We start from the raw sequence: 21618 nt of genomic DNA, 5'->3' as shown, positions 1-21618 counted from the left end.
AATATTGCTGCGTGATTACCAATACTTTCAAATCGAAAAATATCTGCCAATTTAATAATTTTCATATTGTTGAACTATAATTTTTTAGACTCCCCTTCGACGAAGACCACACTCGATGCCGATTGAAGTGAATGGTGGGGATAGGCAAACCTAAAATAGCACCAGCATACAGCTCAAATTCGCTTAATTTTTGAGAGATAAGTGCGACTATATCGGAGTCATATAGCTTCGATGAAACTGCACTAAAGTAAACTTCATCGCCCTTAAAAAAGAGCTCAGCGTCAAATAGATCTCTACCACTTAAAGCCTCGGTTACTTTTTCAACCATTGCTTTACTACTTCCTAGCGCAACTCCTTACATCTGATGCAGCTACCAACTTGGCTGATAATCGCCATCTTTTGGACATGTCTGATTGGATCCCAAAAGCTCGTATCACCAATGTAATGTACAGTTGCAAGCAGTTGCCGAAAAAGTTGTACTTAGAGTTTTGATTTTCATGATAATTCCTTGTTAGTTCGATACCCCATAGTAGCGATGTTTGATTATTTGCTCCAACTCCTCTCGATCACCCACCAAAAAATAAACAAATTACTTACATTTTGGATTCATTTGACACACAATATATACAGGAATGATTTATATGTTTTAAAGGAGTACTAAAATGGACACAACACCATCTATCAATTTAAGTGAGCACCCTCAGGCTCTGCTACATAAAGCCTTTTCACAGCACGCAAGTAAAGCATCTTTAATTTGTGATAACAAAATATTAACTTACCGAGAGCTTGAGAAAGAAGTTGAAAGAGTTGCGACAAATATTCAACATAAGGCAATGTTAAATCATATTAGCTCCCATTATATTGCACTTTACCTTGACCGAAGTATCGAAATGGTTATCGGCATACTGGCTGCTATCCGAGTTGGAATGGCCTATATTCCCATCTCGACAGAGGCTCCATCTGCCCGCTGCCAGTTCATTCTTGATGATAGCCAAGCTGCGATTGTGCTCACACACAAACACTATAAAGGTGCACCACAGCTAGATAATACCGAGCAAGTGTATATTGAATCACCAGTATCACAGATAATTGAGCCCGCTAACTCAGCGATGACAGATATCGCTTATGTAATTTACACCTCTGGTACTACCGGTACACCAAAAGGTGTCGAGATCCCTTATCAAAATTTACATTATTTAGCAGAAGCACAAATTGAGAGGTTTCAGTTAGATAAAGTCGATCGCGTGCTGCTTTTTGCCTCTTATATTTTTGATGCCAGTGTCTTTGAGCTAATCGTTCCTATTTTATTAGGGCATACGGTTTATATTGCCACGGAAGCAGAACGTAAAGATGAAAAAGCACTAGGTAAATTGATCAAGAGCAATACCATACAGTTTGCTTGTATTCCCCCAGCGCTCCTCGCATTGATGGATCCCGAGGACCTGAATACACTTGAAACACTTGTAGTGGCAGGGGAAACACCTAACTTAGAAATGCTGCAAAATCTGTCTAAAATCACACGCATTTTCAATGGTTATGGCCCAACTGAATATACTGTTGGCGCCTGTGCTAACGAGTTTTCACTTGAGGATAATGAGTTTACTATTGGCACTCCCTTTGTGCATACTCGGTTCTATGTATTAGATGAGCAATTAGCGCAAGTCAGCCAAGGAGCTGAGGGGGAGTTATATATCAGTGGTGCCGGTATCGCAAAAGGATATTTAAATCGTCCAGAGCTTACCAAAGCACGCTTCATTGATAACCCTTATTATCACCCTAATAGCGACCCGTCTTATTTGGCCAGATTATATAAAACAGGTGACCTAGTTCGCTTTGATGGTGAACGTTATCATTTTATTGGTCGTAATGACAATCAAATTAAGCTGCGCGGCTTCCGTATTGAACTGGGGGAAATTGAACAAGTTATCGCACAGCATGGCGCGGTTAAACTCGTGAGCTGCCAAGTCGTCACGCGTGGCAGCGCAAAATTCTTAGTTGCCTTTTTAGTCACGCATCAAGCGCTGGATAGCCTGTTAGTGCAAAGTATTAATACCATCACAAAACAAACATTACCGAGTTACATGATCCCAGATCACTATCAACGCTTGGAAGCATTACCTATGACTGAAAACGGTAAGGTAAATGCCCATGAACTGTCAAACTATGAGTTAACCTCTACCAAAGATGGTAGTGATATTACCCTTAGTCGTACTCAACAAGATTTTTTAGCGCAATTTCAAAGTTTTTGTTTACCAGGACTGCAATGGCAGCAGGACTTTTTCCAGCAAGGTGGCGACTCGCTTTCGGTCATCAATCTGAGTAATCAACTGTTCCAGCAGCTAGGCATAAGTGTACCTGCAACACTTATTTACCGTCACCGCAGCACTGCACAGGTTTGGCAAGCATTACAATCAAACCAGTTCGAAACCGTTGCATTACCAAAACGAGATGCGAAATATCAAAATGCAGTGCCGTTATCCCTGCAGCAGCGCGCAATTTGGTTTCTAGCTAAAGCAGATCCGAGTGATAAAGCGTACCATGCCAAATGTACAACAACGTTCAGCGGTGAATTCGACGTAGAAGCCATGCAAGGTGCCATTCAGGATGTTGTAGAGCACCATGATGTATTTCGCACCTACTATGATTTACACCAACCAATCCAATACATTGATCCTGATTATCAACAAGATGTGCCCTATTTTGATTTTAGTGACTACCCAGAAGCAACAGCACTTGAGCATGTCGATCAGCTGGTTAATTGTGAAATGAATGACGTATTTGCTATTAACATACTGCCATTGGCACGGTTTGCTATCGTCAAAATAAACGATACAAAGCATGTTTTAATCCATATTGAGCACCACTTAGTGCATGATGGCTGGTCGTCCAATATCTTTATTAACCACCTTTTCAGCTGTTATAAACAACGCCTCAATGGTGCACATCAAGGGCAACTACCTGAAATAACACAATATGCAGACTATGCGGCCTATCAACACGACTGGTTGCGCTCAGATCAAGCAACCCAACAACGTGAATTTTGGAAGGTACAATTAAAAGATGCCCCCAGTAGGATCAACTTGCCAGTTTCTCGATTAGGTGAGGTACCCAGGGCACGAGGAAAAGCGCATCGAGTAAAATTACCACGTACACTTTGGGATAATCTTAAACGCTTCAGTCAACAGCACCAAGTCACACCATTTTCCGTTGCTCTGGCTGCACTGAATGTGGTGTTGTCACGCTTTAGTGGCGATCAAGATATTTGTATTGGCTCAGGCGTGGCAAACCGCAGTTATACCAATGTTGAAAACACCATAGGAATGCTGGTCAGCACCGTTGTCGCGCGTGTTCAGCAAACACCCCAAATGCGTGTTGATGCACTTATCCAACATTGCTTTGATGTCAGCAATGATATGTTAGCCAACCAAACGCTCCCTTTTACAGAAGTGGTAGCCGATGTGAACCCAGAGCGGATCCAAGGTGTGAATCCTTTATTTCAAATTTGCTTTAGTTTCCACGATTCCCCCTTACCTGATCTCACTTTACCTGGCTTAGATAACATCGAATATTACGAAGCGATTAGCAGTCAATCATCAAAATTCGAACTCAATATCGTTATCATCACACGGGTGGGACAAGACCAAGATGACTCTGTCACCATGTTATGGGAGTTTGACCTAAATCGTTATGACCCTTGGTTTATAAATGCACTCAGTGATAGCTTCAATGATGTGTTATCACAGCTCATAAATGTAGAAGGCAGCACAACGCTCGAGCAGCTACCTTTGGCCGGTAGCACTGAGCATAATGCCAGCACAGCAGAGTATCCAAAACAAGATTTGCTCTCTCTTTTTAACCAACAAGTTCAGTCTCGTCCTACCCAAACGGCATTAATCACGAGTGAAGGTACATTAAGTTATCAGGCGCTGAACGACCGCGCAGATAAAGTAGCGACTTACCTCATCTCACAGTTTGGAAAGCAAAATTTTATCGGTTTATATCTGCAGCCTTCAGTTGAAACCATTATTGCTATGCTGGCGGTAATTAAATCGGGAGCGGCTTATGTGCCATTATCCACCAGAGCTCCAGCTGTACGAAATCGCTTTATTATCGAAGACGCCAAACTTGAGGTAGTACTGAGCGATACAAAGAGTATCAACGCGCTATCTAGTATCGAGCGTGATAGTTGGCCTTTACTCAACCTCGATAAAGATATCACTGACTGTGATGCCACGTTGGCCGTGGTCACACCTGAGAGTAATGCATACGTTATTTACACTTCTGGCACCACGGGAAAACCTAAAGGCGTGATCCAAAATCATGAAAATGTTTCTCGTCTATTGCAAGCAACCCAACCTGACTTTCAATTCAGCGCACAAGATACTTGGGTGCTTTATCACGATACTATTTTCGACTTCAGCGTATGGGAAATTTGGGGAGCATTATGTCACGGCGCAAAGCTGTTCATTCCGAACTATCAAGAGGTTAGAGACAGCTTTACTTTTGTCAAACAATGCGAGCAGTATGGTGTCACGATACTCAATCAAACCCCCAGTGCATTTTATAACTTCAGTGATGCTGCTATTGAGTCAGGCGCAAAGCTTAATACATTGAAAACCGTTATTTTTGGTGGTGAGCAACTCAACTACACAAGACTAACGCCATGGTGGCAGCACTTTGGTCAAACTATCAACCTCGTTAATATGTATGGGATCACAGAGACCACTGTACACGTTACCGCTTTACCGCTTCATCCTGATATGAACACAACTATTGCTGACATAGGCAAACCTCTCAATGATATGAGGGCATTTGTACTCGATAACCAATTGCGCCAAGTGCCTGTAGGTGTACCTGGTGAGTTGTTTATCGGAGGCGCAGGTTTGGCCGTCGGTTATCTCAATCAACCTGAGCTCACCAATCAACGCTTTTTCACGGTCACAATTGATGGTCAGCAGGTCTGTGTATACAAAACAGGAGATAAAGCAAGGCAGCTGCCCAATGGCCACTTAGAATACCTAGGTCGGTTAGATAACCAAATAAAAATCAGAGGTCACCGAATCGAGCTAGGTGAAATTGAATCACAATTACTCCAATGTGAAGGAGTTAAAGAGGCAGCTATTATCACCTATGAACGCCAACAACAAACCACACTAAGTGGCTATGTGGTGATGGAAAGCCATGCCATATTTGACAATGAGTACCTACTAAACCAATTGCGAACACACTTACCAACTTACATGGTACCAGACAGCATCACTGAGTTGAGTACCATGCCCTTAACAGTAAACGGAAAACTAAATCACAAAGCATTACCATTACCACAGCTCAATACACCTGATGCTTATACCCCACCACGCACAGCACTTGAGCAAACACTCTGTGATGTTTGGCAAACGACCTTGGAGTTAGACCAAGTTGGGATCCACGACAATTTCTATCGTTTAGGTGGCAACTCTATTTTAGCGGTGCAATTGGCTCGTAATGCACAAAAGTGGCATCAGCTTGCTATTCCGCTGTCGGCCATTATCGCAAGCCCCTCTGTGGCAGCTCTGGCACAGTATCTCAATACGATGGCATTAACAGAAATCAATTCCACTGAGGACATGCCACAGCCATGTTCAGCTCAGGTAATGGAGCTATAATCATGGAGTTAACCCAATTAATACAACAGCTTCATGCGCAACATATGCGCGTGTGGATGTCCGAGCACAATACCCTGGCACTGGGATATGAGGATAACGTAGCACCAGAGTTACTCGCGACACTCAAAACCAATAAAGCAGCGCTATTAGCACTACTTAAAGCGTATGATATCCGCTCAGAAGCGGCATTTTTAAGCTGGCCGCTGGTAACCCCTGTACCACTTTCTAATACCCAAGCTCGGCTGCTGTTTGTCGACAGTCTTGAGCCAACGCGCTGTGCCTATCACATACCTTTGTTGGTCAAGCTTAATACTGGAATGGCCGCTGCCGAGTTAACAGAGCAAATCCATCGTACCGTTGTCAAACACCCCGTACTCAATAGCCATATTGTTGAGCATACAGCTGGGTTGAGCTGTCAAACTCAAGCCAATCCGATCGACATAAAAATGCGACAGGCAGTATCACTTGAAGCGCTTCACTCACAAGTTTATCAGGCGATTCATACGCCATTCTCCCTGTATCAGGAAGCACCATTTAAAGTGACCTTTTACCAATGCGGGCAAACGCTTTATTGTCTTTTTTTGTGGCACCATATTGCTTTTGACGCTTGGTCTATGCGCCTATTTTTTGAAACGCTTGCCGAGCACTGCTCCTATCAAGAGATCCATAAAAAGACTAACTACTTTGACTGCGTTCGTTGGCAATCAAAGCAAAACGACCAAGACGCCCACGCTTATTGGCAGCAACAACTACAGGGCGCTACCTCCACTCAAATTCAGCCAACTCAGTACCATACACTTAGCAATGGCCAAGCACAGAATCACTATTTTTCTTTATCTGAAGCACACAGCAATCGCATCAAGGGTATAGCAAAACAACATAACATCACTCCTTATGTGGTGTTATTAAGCTTGTATATTTGGCAGGTTTCGCAATATAGTGGTGAGTCTGATGTTGTGATAGGTGTACCGACAGATAATCGCGATCACCCTCAAACTCAAGAGATCATTGGCTGTTTGATCAATACCCTATTACTGCGAATTAACACCTCAGCACAACCTAGCTTCAATGCCCTTATCCACAGAACAGCAAGTACCCTAAACGATGCAAAGCGCTATCAACATTTGCCTTATGACGAACAACTTCAATATTTAAGCGAATCGACTGATAGCTCCCTGCCAAGTTTAATGTTTAGCGTGCAGCGATTTGGCAGCGATATTGTCGATGAATTTGATTTGCCATTCCAACAGGCTAATGAGTTTGACAATGACGCCTTGTATAATCCTATCAAGTGCGAGCTCCGCCTAGCATTTGACGATAGCAAGGCACAATTACAAGGTCAGCTCAATTACGATCCGAGTAAATTTGATGACGCTTTTGTCGAGCAGTTTGGTACTGCTTACATCACCAATATGGTCGCTGCACTTGAACACCCAGATACGCCGCTGGTAAAACTGTATCAGCAAACTGTGTCTACCACAGATGTTGAAACCCCGAATTCTGACGACAACCTCAACTTATATCACGGCTTCACACATGCTGTGCTGCAACACCGAGATCAGATTGCGCTGCGATATGAAGACCAAACACTGAGCTATGGCGAGTTAGCTGAACTAGTAGAGCATATAGCCATGCACATTCAGCCTTTGCTCGCACAACAGCAGTCTCAGAAAGTGGCTCTGATGTTTCATCGCAGTCCAGATATGGTTATTACAATATTAGCCGTACTCGCCGCGGGTGGCTGCTACGTACCGCTCAACCCGGAACAAGGCAGTAATCGCACCGAGTTTATGCTAAAAGACAGCCAAGCTGCTTTGCTACTGCATAGCACAGACTGTAATACACAGATCAATGAATTAGATTTAGAGCTCCCATCACTCTGTATTAATACACTCAAACAAACGATTCCTCAGGAGCTAAGCACAGCGACACGCACGAATGACCAACTAGCATATATTATTTATACCTCAGGCAGTACAGACACACCAAAAGGCGTTTTGGTTGAAGACAGGCAAGTACTGGCGCTCATTGATAGCACCACGGCTTACTACCAGTTCACGCAAGATGAGCAAGTGTGTGCGCTGCCTCCCTATTATTTTGATGCCTTTGTCGAACCTCTGTTTATGACCCTCCTCAACGGCGCAACACTGGTGATCCCCTCTGAACAAACGGCCCGATCACCACAACACATCAATACATTGATCAGCCGAAATATTACTCACTTGGTCATTTCACCTGCATTATTAAGCATACTTACCCGCCCAGAAGAGGCACAGCTAAGGCGAGTAGTGACAGGGGGAGAAGCTTGCCACCGTGACCTCATTGAGGAGTGGACGCCGCTTCTGTTCATTGAGTATGGTCCAACAGAAGCTACGGTTACCGCGTCAGTGTATGCCACCTCAGCACAAAACACCGTACCAGCTAATATCGGCTCGACACTGGATCACACCGAGTTTGTGATTATCGATGAGGCGATCAACCCTTTGCCGCTATGCTGTCCTGGCGAAGTGTTAATTGGCGGACTAGGGGTTGCAAGAGGATATGCAAACTTAGCGCAACAAACTCAATCTCGCTTTATCATCCACCAAGGAAAACGCTTTTATCGAACAGGTGATCTCGCCCGTCAGTTAGCCAACGGTCACTATCAATATTTAGGACGTAATGATAGACAGATAAAATTGCGAGGCTATCGCATTGAGCTCACAGAAGTTGAAAATGCACTCTTGCAACATCCAAGTATTAGCCAAGCCTGTGCCAAAGTACAAAGCTCACCACAAGGAGATGTATTGGTTGCCTACCTTTGTGGCACAACCTGCACGCTTGAAGCGCTCCATTCAACCCTTGCCAAACTCTTACCTGACTATATGCATCCGAGCGCAGTAAGTTGGCTAGATACATTGCCGCTCACGGCAAATAATAAAGTTGACTTGGCGGCACTAGAGCCGGTGAGAATTACTTCTGCGCAACACTATCGAGCACCTCGAAATCATCAAGAGCAGCACCTATGTGAGTTATGGCAATATGATTTATCAGTCGATAAAGTGGGTATAGATGATGATTACTTTGCACTTGGAGGGAACTCACTCAGTGCAATGAACTTGGTTGCCAAGATGCAGAGCACCTTATCGTTACCTATTGATCTAAAGAAATTTTTAATGACCCGCACCATCGCCAACATTGGTAACTTGCCAATGACCACCGAGCATATTCAACCCAGTAAGCGACCGCTGCACCAACAACCGCTAACTGCCCAGCAAATTTCCTTGCTAGTTCACGAACAGCTCAGTGCCAATACGGGCGCCTACCATATACCCTTAATGCTAGAGTGTGATAATCCCGAACAGCAACATGCATTGTATAATGCCGCGCTGCAGGTTATTGGCCAGTATGATATTTTGCGTACCACTTATTTACAAACGCAACATGGACAGTGGAGTTATAGTGAAACATTAACTGACATTAATGCCGAGACTATTGCACCATCACAGCTCCATGACTTTACCCAGCGCAGCTTTGATCTTGCTCAGCAAGCCCCCGTGCGCTTAGCTTTACTCGAGACCTCAAGTACGGCTAGTTATGCTATCTGTTTGGTGCTCCACCACATTGCTTTTGACGGCTGGTCCACTCAGGTCTTTTTGGATGCTCTTAAAACTCAGTTAAGTGGACAGACTCATCACCCAGATACCTTACAGTTTAAGGACTATGCCGCATGGCAGGCTGATAAAATAGCCCATGATCTGACATTTTGGCAGCCACGATTTGACAACCTAACACTGACGCAATGGGAAACCGACCTTGCCCGCAAGCCTGTAAATGATCATATCGGTCAATCGATTACCTTTTCTCTACCTGAAACACTGACACAAAAACTAAAAGATCTGGCCCGCGCACAGCATGTTTCACTATACACTGTGCTGCTTACCGCGTACCAATTAGCACTATGTACTTGGAGTCAAAAACAACATGTCGTTGTTGGCTCTCCAAGTGATAACCGCCCAGCCGCCTTGAAGCAGGCTATTGGTTACTTTGTTAACACCTTACCGCATGTGCTGCATAAGCAAAACCAACAAAGCTTTGCGACTCATTTACGCGAAAACCAAGCCTACTTAGCTGCTGCAAAGTGCCATGAATCGGTGCCGATCGAGGCCTTAAGTCGCGCTGTCGAGCCACAGCGCGAAGCTGGCGTTTCTCCTTTATTTCAAACGTTTTTCAGCCTTGATCAGTTTAATATCCATAACCAGAGTGACTGTCACTTTAGAGTAGCTACAACGAACACCGAAGCCACAGACTATCACCCTGCTAAGTTTGATTGGAGTTTAATCTGCCAAGATGCAGGAAGCACAATCCAAGCTCAGTTTATCTATATGGCAGCCTGCTATTTGCCTCAGAGATGCCAGCAGTTTGTTGACTTTTTCACTGTGTATCTCGCTAATTTATGCGATAACGCGCAGCAACCTTTAGATACAGTCTCCACAATCAACAAATCTACGTTGTTATCTTTAATACCTGCACCTACTAAACATACACCTTCGTTTTTACAGCAATTCAAAGACACCGTATGCCGTTACCCCTCACGTACAGCATTGAGTTTTGAAGGTAAGGAGATCACTTATGCGCAGGTAGACAAAGGCTCCGAGCACTTAGCCGCTCAACTGATAACCTATCGCCCAAAGATCTCGGGGAACATTGGGCTGTATTTTGATAAGGGGCTTGAAGCTCCGTTAGTTATGTTAGCCGCCCTAAAAGCGGGACTCCCATTTATCAACCTATCGACCAACCAGCCTGCTGCACGTAACCAAGAAGTACTGATCCAAGCTGAAGTTCAGTTGCTGCTATGCTCACAGTATCCAACCTGGTATTTAGGCAATGCGCTGGTGGTTGAACTGGATACTATGCTGGCCCACCCTCTGTACCATAATTTTACACCAGCACCATATTCAGAAGAGGCACTTGCTTATCTGATTTTTACATCAGGTACTACAGGTAAGCCTAAAGGCGTGATGCTACATCATGGTGGACTTGCCAATCTATGCCTAGAGATGCGCCAAAGCCATCAGCTTGAAAGTACTCAGCAAGTAACCGCAAGCCAGTTTGCAGAGTATGTGTTTGACGCCTCCATCTGCGAGATTTTTCCAGCGCTAGCAGCAGGGGCAAAACTTGAGATCATCCCTGAGCCTCTCAGAAAAGACCCCAAAGCTCTATGCAGCTATTTGGCACAGCAGCAAGTCGACGTGGCATTTTTGCCAACGGTGCTCATCAATCAATTTGCCAGCGACATAGCTGCGGTGGGACTAAAGCTGTTATTTACCGGAGGTTCTACACTTAACTCTTCAGAGAGAAAGCTCGCCGAGACGCTCTTAAATGAGTATGGCCTGAGTGAAACCAGTGTTTGCGTCACACAATCAGAAGTACAACACAATGAACCTATCAACATTGGGTATGCTATTCGTAATACTCACCTAGTCGTACTTGATGAACAGCAAAACATAATGCCAAACGGTGCAATCGGTGAGCTCTATGTGGGCGGCAGCGCTGTTGGTTTAGGGTATTGGAAAGATCCACAACTGACTGCTGCTCATTTTGCAAAGCATACTCTTAGTGTTACTAGCAATAAGATCGAAACGCGGTTATATCGCACAGGCGATCTGGTAAGAATAAACGAGAAAAACGCGCTTGAGTTTATCGCCCGAGTTGACAACCAGTGGGACATTGACGGTCACCGTGTCGAGCCCAGTGAGATCGAACGTAAGTTGTTACAGCACTGTGATGTGCAGCAAGCGGTGATGCATCTGTTTAAAACACCATCTGGCGGTAACAAACTTGTCGCTTACATCGTAACCCCTAGCCAAAACACACAATCCATACGCCACTGGCTCAACCAACAGCTGCCTCATTATATGCAGCTTAGCGCCGTAATTACGCTTGCAGAAATCCCGTTAACAGTTAATGGAAAACTAGATGTCGCTCAGTTACCTCATGACTTTGATGCTTCAAACAGCCATCCGCAACCTCCTGAAACTGCTGTAGAAAAAGCATTAGCTCCGCTTTGGATAGCACATTTAGAAGTAGAACAGGCTGACCTTAGTCAACACTTTTTTACTCTAGGAGGTTCATCCATTGTTGCCGCCAAATTGGTCGGCCAATGCGGCACTGAATTTGCGCTAGACATACCGGTGTCTACTTTGCTTACCAACCCCGAGTTCAAAATGTTTGCTCAAGCAATAGAAGCGCAGCTAGCACAGTACCAAGCTACTCACGACGAATTTAAAATGGAGATTTAAACCATGATCACCGATATTATTTATGATCTAAAACAGCAAGGGATAAGCCTTTGGCAAGACCAAGAAAAGCTAAAAATTGCCAGCCAACATGACTTATCAAAAAGCGATGTGGTCACAACACTAAAAGCCCATAAAGCTGAGCTACTGAGTTACTTAACGGAGAACAACATCATCAGTAAGCAGCGATTTGATACCTTAGCTATTTTGCCTGCGCCTATGCCTCATGCCTCTTTAACGCTTGGGCAAAAGCAAATGTATTTTGCCCAAACCGCATCTGACTCTGCCAGTACGTATCATATTCCGTGCTTACTAACACTGGCAGATACATGCTGCCACTCACAATTAACTCAAGCAATTGAATGCATCATCACTCGACACAGCGTATTAAACAATATTGTGTCATTTGATGAAACGGGTGATCCAATCCAGGCACCGTGTCATCAGCCGATAGCATTTGAACATGTCTCGATTACAAACACTGCACTGAATACCTATTGTAAAGAAGCGTTTTACGCGCCATTTAGTTTGCGTGAGCAGCGTCCTTTTAAGGTAACTTTCATTGATACTGAGCATACTCGGTACGTATTGCTCATTTGGCATCATATCGCGTTTGACGGCTGGTCGTTAGGCGTGTTTCTGCAAGAGCTTGAACGACTGTATTTACAACAGCCATTAGCACGTGCGGTACAATTTAATGATTATGCTTATTTTCAATCATCACCAAAACAGCTCGCATCGAAGCAAAAAGCTCAGCAATTTTGGTGTACTCAACTAGACGATCTCTCACCACTTACCCTTGCGCAATGCCAAAATAGGCCCGCAAAATTTGAACATCAAGGTGATACGGTTCAACTACCATTAGAAACAGGGTTAAATTTTAAGCTTGAAGCACTTGCTAAACACCATCAAGTTTCTCTCAATACCATAGGATTAGCAGCTTGGTATCATACGCTTGCGTTACTCAGCGGCCAAGATAATTTTGCGGTGGGCATGCCTAGTGAAAATAGAAACTCCATGGCCGAGCAAGGAATTATTGGCTACTTTGTGAATACCTTGCCGATAAAACCTGTGTTCAAGTACGCGCAGACGATATCAAGCTGGATAGCCGAGGTAAACGCTCTGGTTAACCTCACCAAGCAGCATCAAGCGCTTGCGTTTGAAGAGATAAAGTCTCTGCTGGATATCAAACTCGATACCAGCATGCACCCTGTTTTTCAGAGTATCTTTACGCTCAGCCAGTTTACACCCACTCAATCCGGCCAATACTGGTCCGTGGCTGAACTGCCAGCGATTGACGACAATCAAGCAAAATTCGATTTGGCAGCCTATTTACATATTGGCGACCAACCAAGGATCAGCTTAACTTATGCAACAACGCTTTACACTCGATGCTATATAAAGCAGGTTGCGACATTATTTCAGCGTATACTGTGTTGCTATGCTGTCGAGCCTACTCACAGCCAATTATTCGAACTTAATCTGCTCACCGACTATGATATCAACCACCAGCAATATCTGAGTGGGATGCAAAATAATGCCTTTAATGCACCTAGCATTGTTGAGCGCTTTCACCAAATCGTAGCAATGACGCCAGATAGCATAGCCGTCAGTAATGCCGCTACTCAGTTGAGTTATCAGGCGTTAGATAGCAAAGCAAATCAACTCGCCCATTTGATGCACAAACAAGTACCATCGGTTCGTGTCGTTGCTATTTGTATGGAAAGCAATATTGCCATGGTAGTTGCTATGCTCGCCACACTAAAGCTAGGAGCTGCGTATACGCCATTGGCTTTAAAGGATCCTAATGATAGAAAACGCTATCAACTAGACGACAGTAAAGCAGATCTGCTGCTCTATCATGACAACTCGGCTCATTTACTGCAGCCCTTGCTTGATACGCACAACGCCATCGGCTTTAAAGTCAACGAGACTCTTTTTTTCGAGGGCGGTGACACGTCTTGTCCATTTGATTTACCCAAAAGTACAGATATTGCCAATATCATTTATACCTCTGGTACGACTGGCAAACCAAAAGGTGTAGCGGTTACGCACATCGGTTGTACTTCTTTGGTTCAAAGCAGCGAACAGCTACAGTTTTCAACGCATGATAATTTTATTCAGCTTGCTAACCCTGCATTTGATGCTGCCACATTTGAGATCTGGGGTGCTTTATTGAATGGGGCTCAACTGCACCTCGGATACCAACATATACTCCACTCCCCGAGCGAGCTTAAAGACACCATTGTCCGGTTGAATATTTCGACACTGTGGCTCACTCGTACTTTATTCGACACCATATTTAGCCAGGATAACGCGATTTTTCACTCTTTAACTTATCTTCTGGTCGGTGGTGAAGCACTAACGGATCACCTAGTTCATCAATTAGTGTCTTCTGAATTTGCACCACAACATTTTATCAATGGATATGGCCCAACTGAATGTACAACCTTTACGACCTTACATACCGTTACTGTCCAAGATAAGCCAATCCCCATAGGTAAACCAATCCCCGGTCGCGCTGTAGCAGTTGTAGGCCTGCATAATCAATTGTTACCTATAGGCTGCCCCGGTGAGTTACTGGTCAGCGGCAGTGGAGTTGCAGCAGGTTATGTTGGGCAACCCGAACTAAGCAACAGCAAATTCGTGCAATGTTCATTATGGGGCAATGCTAGTACTTACTATCGCACTGGAGATTTAGTTTATTGGAATCAAGTAGATCAGCTATGCTATGTTAGCCGTAATGATGAGCAAGTAAAAATACGCGGCTTCAGAGTTGAATTAGCTGGTATTGAACAGCAGCTCAATACTATTGGCGGTATTAAAAGTAGCGCAGTCATCGCTCGTAAGGTGCATGGTCAAACACAGTTACATGCCTACATCATTAGCGAACGTAGTCATGATCAATGCCTTACAGCTGAAGCTATTCTTCAAGCGCTACGCCCCAAGGTTGCAAGTTATATGCTGCCTAATACGGTTATGTTTTTAGATACGTTACCATTAACCTTAAACGGTAAATTAGACAAACGAAAGCTTCCTGAGCCACAGCATACGTGCAGGCCTATTGAGCTTCCAAGCACAACAATCGAGCGCAATATCCTAGCACTGTGGCAACAAATTTTACATTGCGATGCGATCTCAGTCATAGATCCCATTATCGACTATGGTGCAGACTCTATCAGTATGCTTAAGTTCTGCGGTCAAGCTCACCAGCTTGGCTGGCAACTTACTCCACAAATATTGTTAGAACACACTTCCATTCGTGAGTTGGCCATGGTGATAAATGACTTGGCAACCCAACAGTTTGCTCACCTAAATGATGAACAAGCGCTAGCACAAGCTCTTGCTCATCCGCACTTTACACCGAGCTTGACTTTTAATGACAGTGCGCTACCAACGATACATATGTTACCCGCGGCTGCGGGCGCCGATAGCTTTGCGCAACTTGGGGGTGAATTAAGCCCATACTGCCAGCTTCATGCAGTTGAAAACGTAAAGTTATTCACAGGAAAGCACATTAGCATGCAACCTTTAGTGGTTTACTATGCCGAACGCATACTTGCGCAACAGACTTCGGGGCCATTCTTTATCGGCGGGTTTTGTGAAGGAGCCATGATGTCTCTTGAGGTGGCGAACTACCTCAGTGATTTAGGCTATCAAGTTGCACACTGCTTTTTAATCGATCCTGTATTACCATTGCTGTCGAGCTCTGAACGCCAGCAAGCAGAACAGCTAGTTGCACAAAGCGATGATGTTAAGTCTGCGACCATTGCCGAAGCTTTTTTAACACTCACTCGACACTTTTCAACAACCGCCCCTTACCAACACGATGCGACTTTCTTTTCAGCGAGCGATGTCAGTGATACTGCCGTGCCGTTAAAGGTGTTAAACATAATACATCAAGTAACTGATATATCATCACTTTATCATGATGTATTTAAACCACCTTGTAATGGTTTAGATCATATACTAACGTCGGTAGACGTAGTACCTCTGCTTCGATTACATGATGAAATAATGACAGATAAAAGGGACTTAGAGTGTATTGCAAGCACGATAAGCAATAAGCTTGACCAAGTATTTTCAACTTTACAGGTATCTAACGCATGACCCGCTCACAATTTGCCATTCAGTATGGGAAACACCTCGGGCTAACCATGTTTGCGAGCATGCTAGTACTACCGATCTTTACACCCTATATGCTGAGCTTGGGCTTTATGCTACAGGATATCGCAATTACAATGATGGTAATGGCGTTTACTATCATTGTATTTGAAGTGCCCAGTGGGGTCTTTGCCGATGCATTAGGTCGGCGTAAAGTATTCCTATCATCCTTAGTGTTTGCTGCACTTTGTAACCTAACTTTACTCTTTAGCCAACACTTATGGCAGCTATGTGCTGCAATGGCTTTTTGGGGGTTAAGTCAAGCATCTCTGACCGGCACTCTCAACGCTTGGTTTGTTGAAGCCTATCAAAAATTAGATGGAGATGAGCCCCTCAATAGTGGGTTTGGTAAAGTGTATGGATTAAGTTATCTTATCGGGGCAAGTGCTGCATTATTTGCTACGTTATTTCTAGCGTTTATGGACGCCAGCCACTTTCACTTAACCTCTTTGTATAAAGCCCTTTTAGTGATTTCTATTGTGGTGTTCATTATCACGTTTATCCGCACCTTTTTTATTGTCCGCGCACAGACAGCCAAGCAAACCGACGACGTAACACCCACCCTATTTTCTCACTGCACTACCATACTGAATACTTGCAAAGAACGCGGAATGCGCAAGCTATTAGTGATACTGGTATTTGCCGTGCCAGTTGCAAGTAGCATAGAGAAGTTTTGGCCTGCCCTCGCTGAGCAATATAGTCAGGTGCCTGTCGAGGCATTGGCATGGATATTTCCGGCAATGTTAGCGCTTGGGTTTGCATTAAATGGCCTTGCCGCAGCACTAAGCACACAACTTTGCCGCTGGTTTGACCAACGCCTAGGATATGTAATGGCCTTTTCACACGTATTCAAGCTGATGTTTGTGGTGTTACTCAGTTGGGTTAGCTCTGTACCTATGCTCATACTTGCATTAGTTTGCTTCTATTTTTGCATGGGATTAGCACAGCCCGCACAATTGCAGCTGCAACACCAGCTAAGTAGTGACAACGTCAGAGTAAGTATCGAGTCAGTGACCTCATTGAGCACGCGCCTCGGTGGCCTCCTTGGCACTGCGATGACAGCCTTATTGATCACCTACACTAATTTGACCAACAGTTGGATCTTGTTAGGGGGCGTGTCAATCATCGCTATCATCCTATGTCATTCCAGTGTACTAAACCAAAACGAGCAGCAGGTGAAAGTGCAGCCTTCGTAGTCGAACTTTATACCACCTGAATTACACCAATCGTAGCTGGGCTTGCCATGGAATATTGTCGCCTAGTTGCAGCTTCAAGTTTCCTCTAAACCCCTTGACGTAACTGTTGATATAACATCTCTGGGGCATAATGTGAAATACTGGGTGATTGCTTGCAAAAACGTTGCGATTGTGTGAATCATAAGCTTTAGCTCACTCCAAATAGTGTCAGTTCACTTTAGCGCGTAATCAAACCATTATTGATTGTTTGGGTGAACAGTATCAGAAAGTTTATTCTTAAAGTGGGTGCGGAAGATCAGCTTTAAAATTGCCGTACGCCTTAGATGCATACTGAGTTTTTGTTGGCTAGAACTATAATGATTACGTTTGATACCTAAGGGTAATAAATGATTAATGGCTAAAAAATAGGATAGTAGGCAGGACTAATCGATTATTGTTACAATCATTAGCATTATTATAATAATATAGGTAAGAACATGAAAATACGTTTAGCACTTAGCGCCATTGCACTAACTATTACAGGGGCACAAGCTACGCAAGTTACCCTCTCTGATAAAGCAATTAAACTCGCAAAAGATACAATTTTGATCGATACCCACATTGATGTACCGTATCGTATACACCGAAATTGGGCCGATGTAACGCAAGCGACTGACGGTGGTGATTTTGATTACCCACGTGCAGTTAAAGGCGGTTTAAATGCCCCTTTTATGTCGATATATATTCCTGCTCATTTAGAGTTTGAAGGGAAAGGAAAAAGTTTTCAACTAGCAAATCAACTCATTGATAGTATGGAAGCAATTGCCCAGCGCGCCCCTGACAAATTTGCTATTGCCGATTCAACGAACGATATTAAAAAGCAGTTTAAACAAGGCAAAATGTCGATAGCAATGGGGATGGAAAACGGCTCACCAATTGAAGGTGACATGAATAACCTTAAACATTTTTTTGACCGTGGTGTACGCTATATCACCCTTGCTCATTCACAAAGCAACCATATTTCAGATTCATCTTATGATATTCGCCGTAAATGGAAAGGTCTTAGCCCATTTGGTAAAAAGTTGGTTGCTGAGATGAACAATATCGGCATGCTGATTGATGTTTCACATATTTCAGATGATGCGTTTTATCAAGTAATGGAGCTATCTAAAACACCGGTTATTGCCTCACACTCATCACTGCGCAAATATACGCCGGGTTTTGAGCGTAATATGGATGACGATATGCTACTAGCGCTGAAAAAGAACGGCGGGGTTATTCAAATAAACTTTGGTTCAAGCTTTGTAACCGCTAAAGCAGGTGCTTGGGGTAAGCAGTTAAAGAGTAAAAAAGAGTCGGCCAAAAAAGAAGGCACTAAATTAAGTCAAGATTTTGATGCCGCGTATCGTGCTAAAAACCCGTATCCATTTGCGAGCCTTGAGCAAGTACTTGAGCATATCGATCACGTTGTTGAACTAATTGGTATCGATTATGTTGGCATCGGCTCTGATTACGATGGTGTTGGCGATTCGCTGCCAGTAGGCTTAAAAGATGTATCTAGCTACCCAAACCTAGTGCAAGGATTAATGGATCGTGGTTACAGTGACAAAGATATCAAAAAAATCCTCAGTGGCAATGTGCTGCGCGTATGGCAACAAGCCGAACAGTATGCAAAAAAACATTAATTGATAAATAATTAGGTCCTGAGGTTCAGGGCCTAATTGCTTTTTGATGACTGAAAAATCTCATTTATCAATTTCTCTTGAGACGTAAATCCTGCTATTTTAATCAACTCATAATCGCCCCTGTTGTCGCAAAGATGCCTTGTGTACAGCTAAACACGTCAAACAAGTTGTACTGATAATTCGTTTCGTTGACTCTGCAAATAAATCACCTGAAGGCACATCATATACAAAAAGCTCAGCATAGGTATGAAGCGCATTTGCATCTTTGTAATAACCTTCATTATCAATCATACTTAGCGAATAAATTATAATACGCTTGAGCATACTTAACTTTCTACATCTTTTAACAGACTTATAGCCCTCAAGGCGGTAAATTACGCCTTTTCAAATATGGAGCCTCCACCACATGCTAATTAGTAAAGGATCAGTCGCAATAGTCCTTGCCTCAGCCGCACTTGTCATCTCGTGTTACGGTACATTTTTCAAATCAGTGAGTTTACCTAACAATAAAAGCAGCACTGAACAGTCATCGATCATTGTTACTAATATGCCACTGAATAATGACAACAACGAACTTTCAATTACTCAATTGCATAACAAAATAATATCTTTACAGCGACAAGTTGCCAGCCTAAAAATAAAAAATACTTCTATAGATCAAGAATATAATAACGATGATTTTAAGGAGTTAGTGCTTGCTGTACTGACGGAAAAAGAACAGCAAGAAATAGATGAAATGCGTGAAAGCAACCCGCTTTACGGTTTTTATGCCGACTTACCACAAGACTATGAACTACGCATAAAGTCAGACTCTGATTATGCGAAAAAAATAACCACACAATTACGAGAGCAAATACTCGACCCAAATGCCACAGATATCGATAGGCTCGCAGCCCTAACTCAACTACAAATGAATATGTATATTTTGAATAAATCAAAAATACCTGAGTATGACTTTGCGGTAGTCGATAATATTTTAGAGCTGGCCACAAATAGTGATAATGAGAAATTCAAAATTCAAGCCATTGAAGTCATAACTCAAGCCCCCGTACTCGATCAACGCCTGACTGAGCGCTTTACTTCACTACTGCAACATGAGCCTAACGATTATATTCGCCGTTTAGCGGGGCAAGGCCTGATATCGCAATACTATCAATCGCAAAGCTCAGAAGGTGGCAATAGCCAACAAATTGCCCAACATATTTTATCACTTTACCAGCACTCTAGTGATAATAATGTTCGCTCTGTACTTGATGAAATGATTGGAAATTCGAGCATGCTAGAAGAACTGCGAAAACATGCTGAAGGTTAAACGTATTAAAAAGCGACTCCCATTCTGATATAAAAAATTCATATTTCTACTCATGAAGGACTGCTGAATTTTAATTATACTGTTTTACATAAGTCGCTAAATAAGCTATCAACATAACGTAATATGCGCACGATTAAAATTAAAAGTGGCATTACAATTAGCTATCAAGATAAAGGCAAGAAATCAGCGCCTGTTATCATTATGATTATGGGCCTTGGAGCGCAGCTAACAGTGTGGCCTGAAGAGCTCTATTACGGGTTAGTTGAGAATGGCTTTAGGGTTATCAGATTTGATAATCGCGATACTGGTCTTTCAAGCCAGTTAGATCAATTTGGTGATCCGAGCTTACTAAAAATTTGGCTGAGTAAACGCTTACCTATTACTTCCAGCATAGCATATACCCTTGACGATATGGCAACCGATGTTATTGAATTAATGGCTGCTCTGAGCATCAAAAAAGCGCATTTAGTCGGTGCATCTATGGGTGGCATGATTGCACAAATTATCGCAGCTAAACATAAAAAAAAGGTCTTGAGCTTAACCTCTATTATGTCTAGTTCAGGTAAGCCTAAAATGTCTCTGTCTGAGCTCAAGCTATTTTTACAGCTTGCAAAGCACCGCCCCAAATCACCTTGCCGAGATGGGGCTATTAATTACAACATTAAACTCAACCAGCTCATTGGTAGCCCTGCTTACCCGCAAGATGAACAAACACTGCGTAAACAAGCCATTTTGGGCGTCGAACGTGCTTACAACCCACGAGGTTTCAATCGTCAACTTGCTGCTATTGCAGCAAGTGATTGCAGACAATACTTAATGGCAAAAATTAAAGCGCCTACTTTAGTGATCCACGGTAATCTAGACCCTGTGATACCTGTTTCAGCTGGTAAATTAACAGCTGTGCAAATCCGTAAAGCCAAACTAAGAATAGTCAACGGCATGGGGCACGACTTCCCGCCAGCATTAATGGTAAAAATGACCAAGTGGATCAGCAAACACGTTAAAAAAGCAGAACAAAAGCGCGCACAGAAAAAGTTAAAAAAAGCCATAAGCGGTTAGTGGTTAGTGAGAAATAATAACCAACTGCCATTGCTATCAAGCACCTTCGTTGAGTTCCACAATAAATAAAGCCATTCACTCGCCAACTAAAGTCTGACTTCTAACTTCTAACTTCTAACTTCTAACTTCTAACAACTTTTTCACAGGCATTAAAAAAGGCCACCTAAGTGACCTTTTTTCTAATAATTAACTTTATAAGTTAATTATTACTCAACGATAGTTGCTACTACACCAGCACCTACAGTACGGCCACCTTCGCGGATTGCGAAACGTAGACCTTCATCCATTGCGATTGGAGAG

The 21618-nt window shown here is 43.3% G+C and carries 8 protein-coding genes and 1 pseudogene; 7 read left to right on the top strand and 2 right to left on the bottom strand.

The annotated features are described in order from the left end of the window. Positions 1-61: 61 nt before the first annotated feature. On the bottom strand, positions 62-328 hold the full coding sequence (locus HHO47_RS09510) for a hypothetical protein (RefSeq protein ID WP_169020090.1): 267 nt from the start codon (positions 326-328) through the stop codon (positions 62-64). 334 nt (positions 329-662) lie between these two features. On the opposite strand from HHO47_RS09510, the gene HHO47_RS09505 reads away from it, so the two are divergent. The 7 genes from HHO47_RS09505 to HHO47_RS09475 all read left to right on the top strand — a co-directional run bounded on the left by HHO47_RS09505 (position 663) and on the right by HHO47_RS09475 (position 21318). Beyond that, positions 663-5645, top strand: coding sequence for a non-ribosomal peptide synthetase (locus HHO47_RS09505; protein ID WP_169020089.1), 4983 nt, complete (start codon positions 663-665; stop codon positions 5643-5645). 2 nt (positions 5646-5647) lie between these two features. Further along, positions 5648-11926, top strand: a complete 6279-nt coding sequence (locus tag HHO47_RS09500; RefSeq protein WP_169020088.1) for a non-ribosomal peptide synthetase — start codon at positions 5648-5650, stop codon at positions 11924-11926. A 3-nt stretch (positions 11927-11929) separates the two neighbouring features. Further along, positions 11930-16033 carry a non-ribosomal peptide synthetase gene (locus tag HHO47_RS09495; RefSeq protein WP_169020087.1) on the top strand — a complete coding sequence of 1368 codons (4104 nt, stop codon included), beginning with the start codon at positions 11930-11932 and terminating at the stop codon, positions 16031-16033. Next, positions 16030-17283 (top strand): MFS transporter, encoded by a 1254-nt coding sequence (locus HHO47_RS09490; protein ID WP_169020086.1) that lies wholly within the window; start codon positions 16030-16032, stop codon positions 17281-17283. The genes HHO47_RS09495 and HHO47_RS09490 overlap by 4 nt, the downstream gene beginning before the upstream one ends. A gap of 476 nt (positions 17284-17759) precedes the next feature. After that, positions 17760-18947 (top strand): dipeptidase, encoded by a 1188-nt coding sequence (locus HHO47_RS09485; protein WP_169020085.1) that lies wholly within the window; start codon positions 17760-17762, stop codon positions 18945-18947. 406 nt (positions 18948-19353) lie between these two features. Beyond that, positions 19354-20259 carry a hypothetical protein gene (locus HHO47_RS09480; RefSeq protein WP_169020084.1) on the top strand — a complete coding sequence of 302 codons (906 nt, stop codon included), beginning with the start codon at positions 19354-19356 and terminating at the stop codon, positions 20257-20259. A 123-nt stretch (positions 20260-20382) separates the two neighbouring features. Further along, positions 20383-21318 (top strand): alpha/beta fold hydrolase, encoded by a 936-nt coding sequence (locus HHO47_RS09475; protein ID WP_169020083.1) that lies wholly within the window; start codon positions 20383-20385, stop codon positions 21316-21318. A 206-nt stretch (positions 21319-21524) separates the two neighbouring features. On the opposite strand, the pseudogene HHO47_RS09470 reads toward HHO47_RS09475, so the two are convergent. Then, positions 21525-21618 (bottom strand): annotated as a pseudogene (locus HHO47_RS09470) (elongation factor Tu); the annotation flags it as partial.

The sequence above is a fragment of the Pseudoalteromonas arctica genome, assembly GCF_012927645.1.
In the GTDB taxonomy this organism is placed as follows: domain Bacteria; phylum Pseudomonadota; class Gammaproteobacteria; order Enterobacterales; family Alteromonadaceae; genus Pseudoalteromonas; species Pseudoalteromonas arctica_A.
The sequence above is the reverse complement of the archived record's forward strand: the minus strand, read 5'-3'. Positions and strand labels throughout refer to the sequence as shown.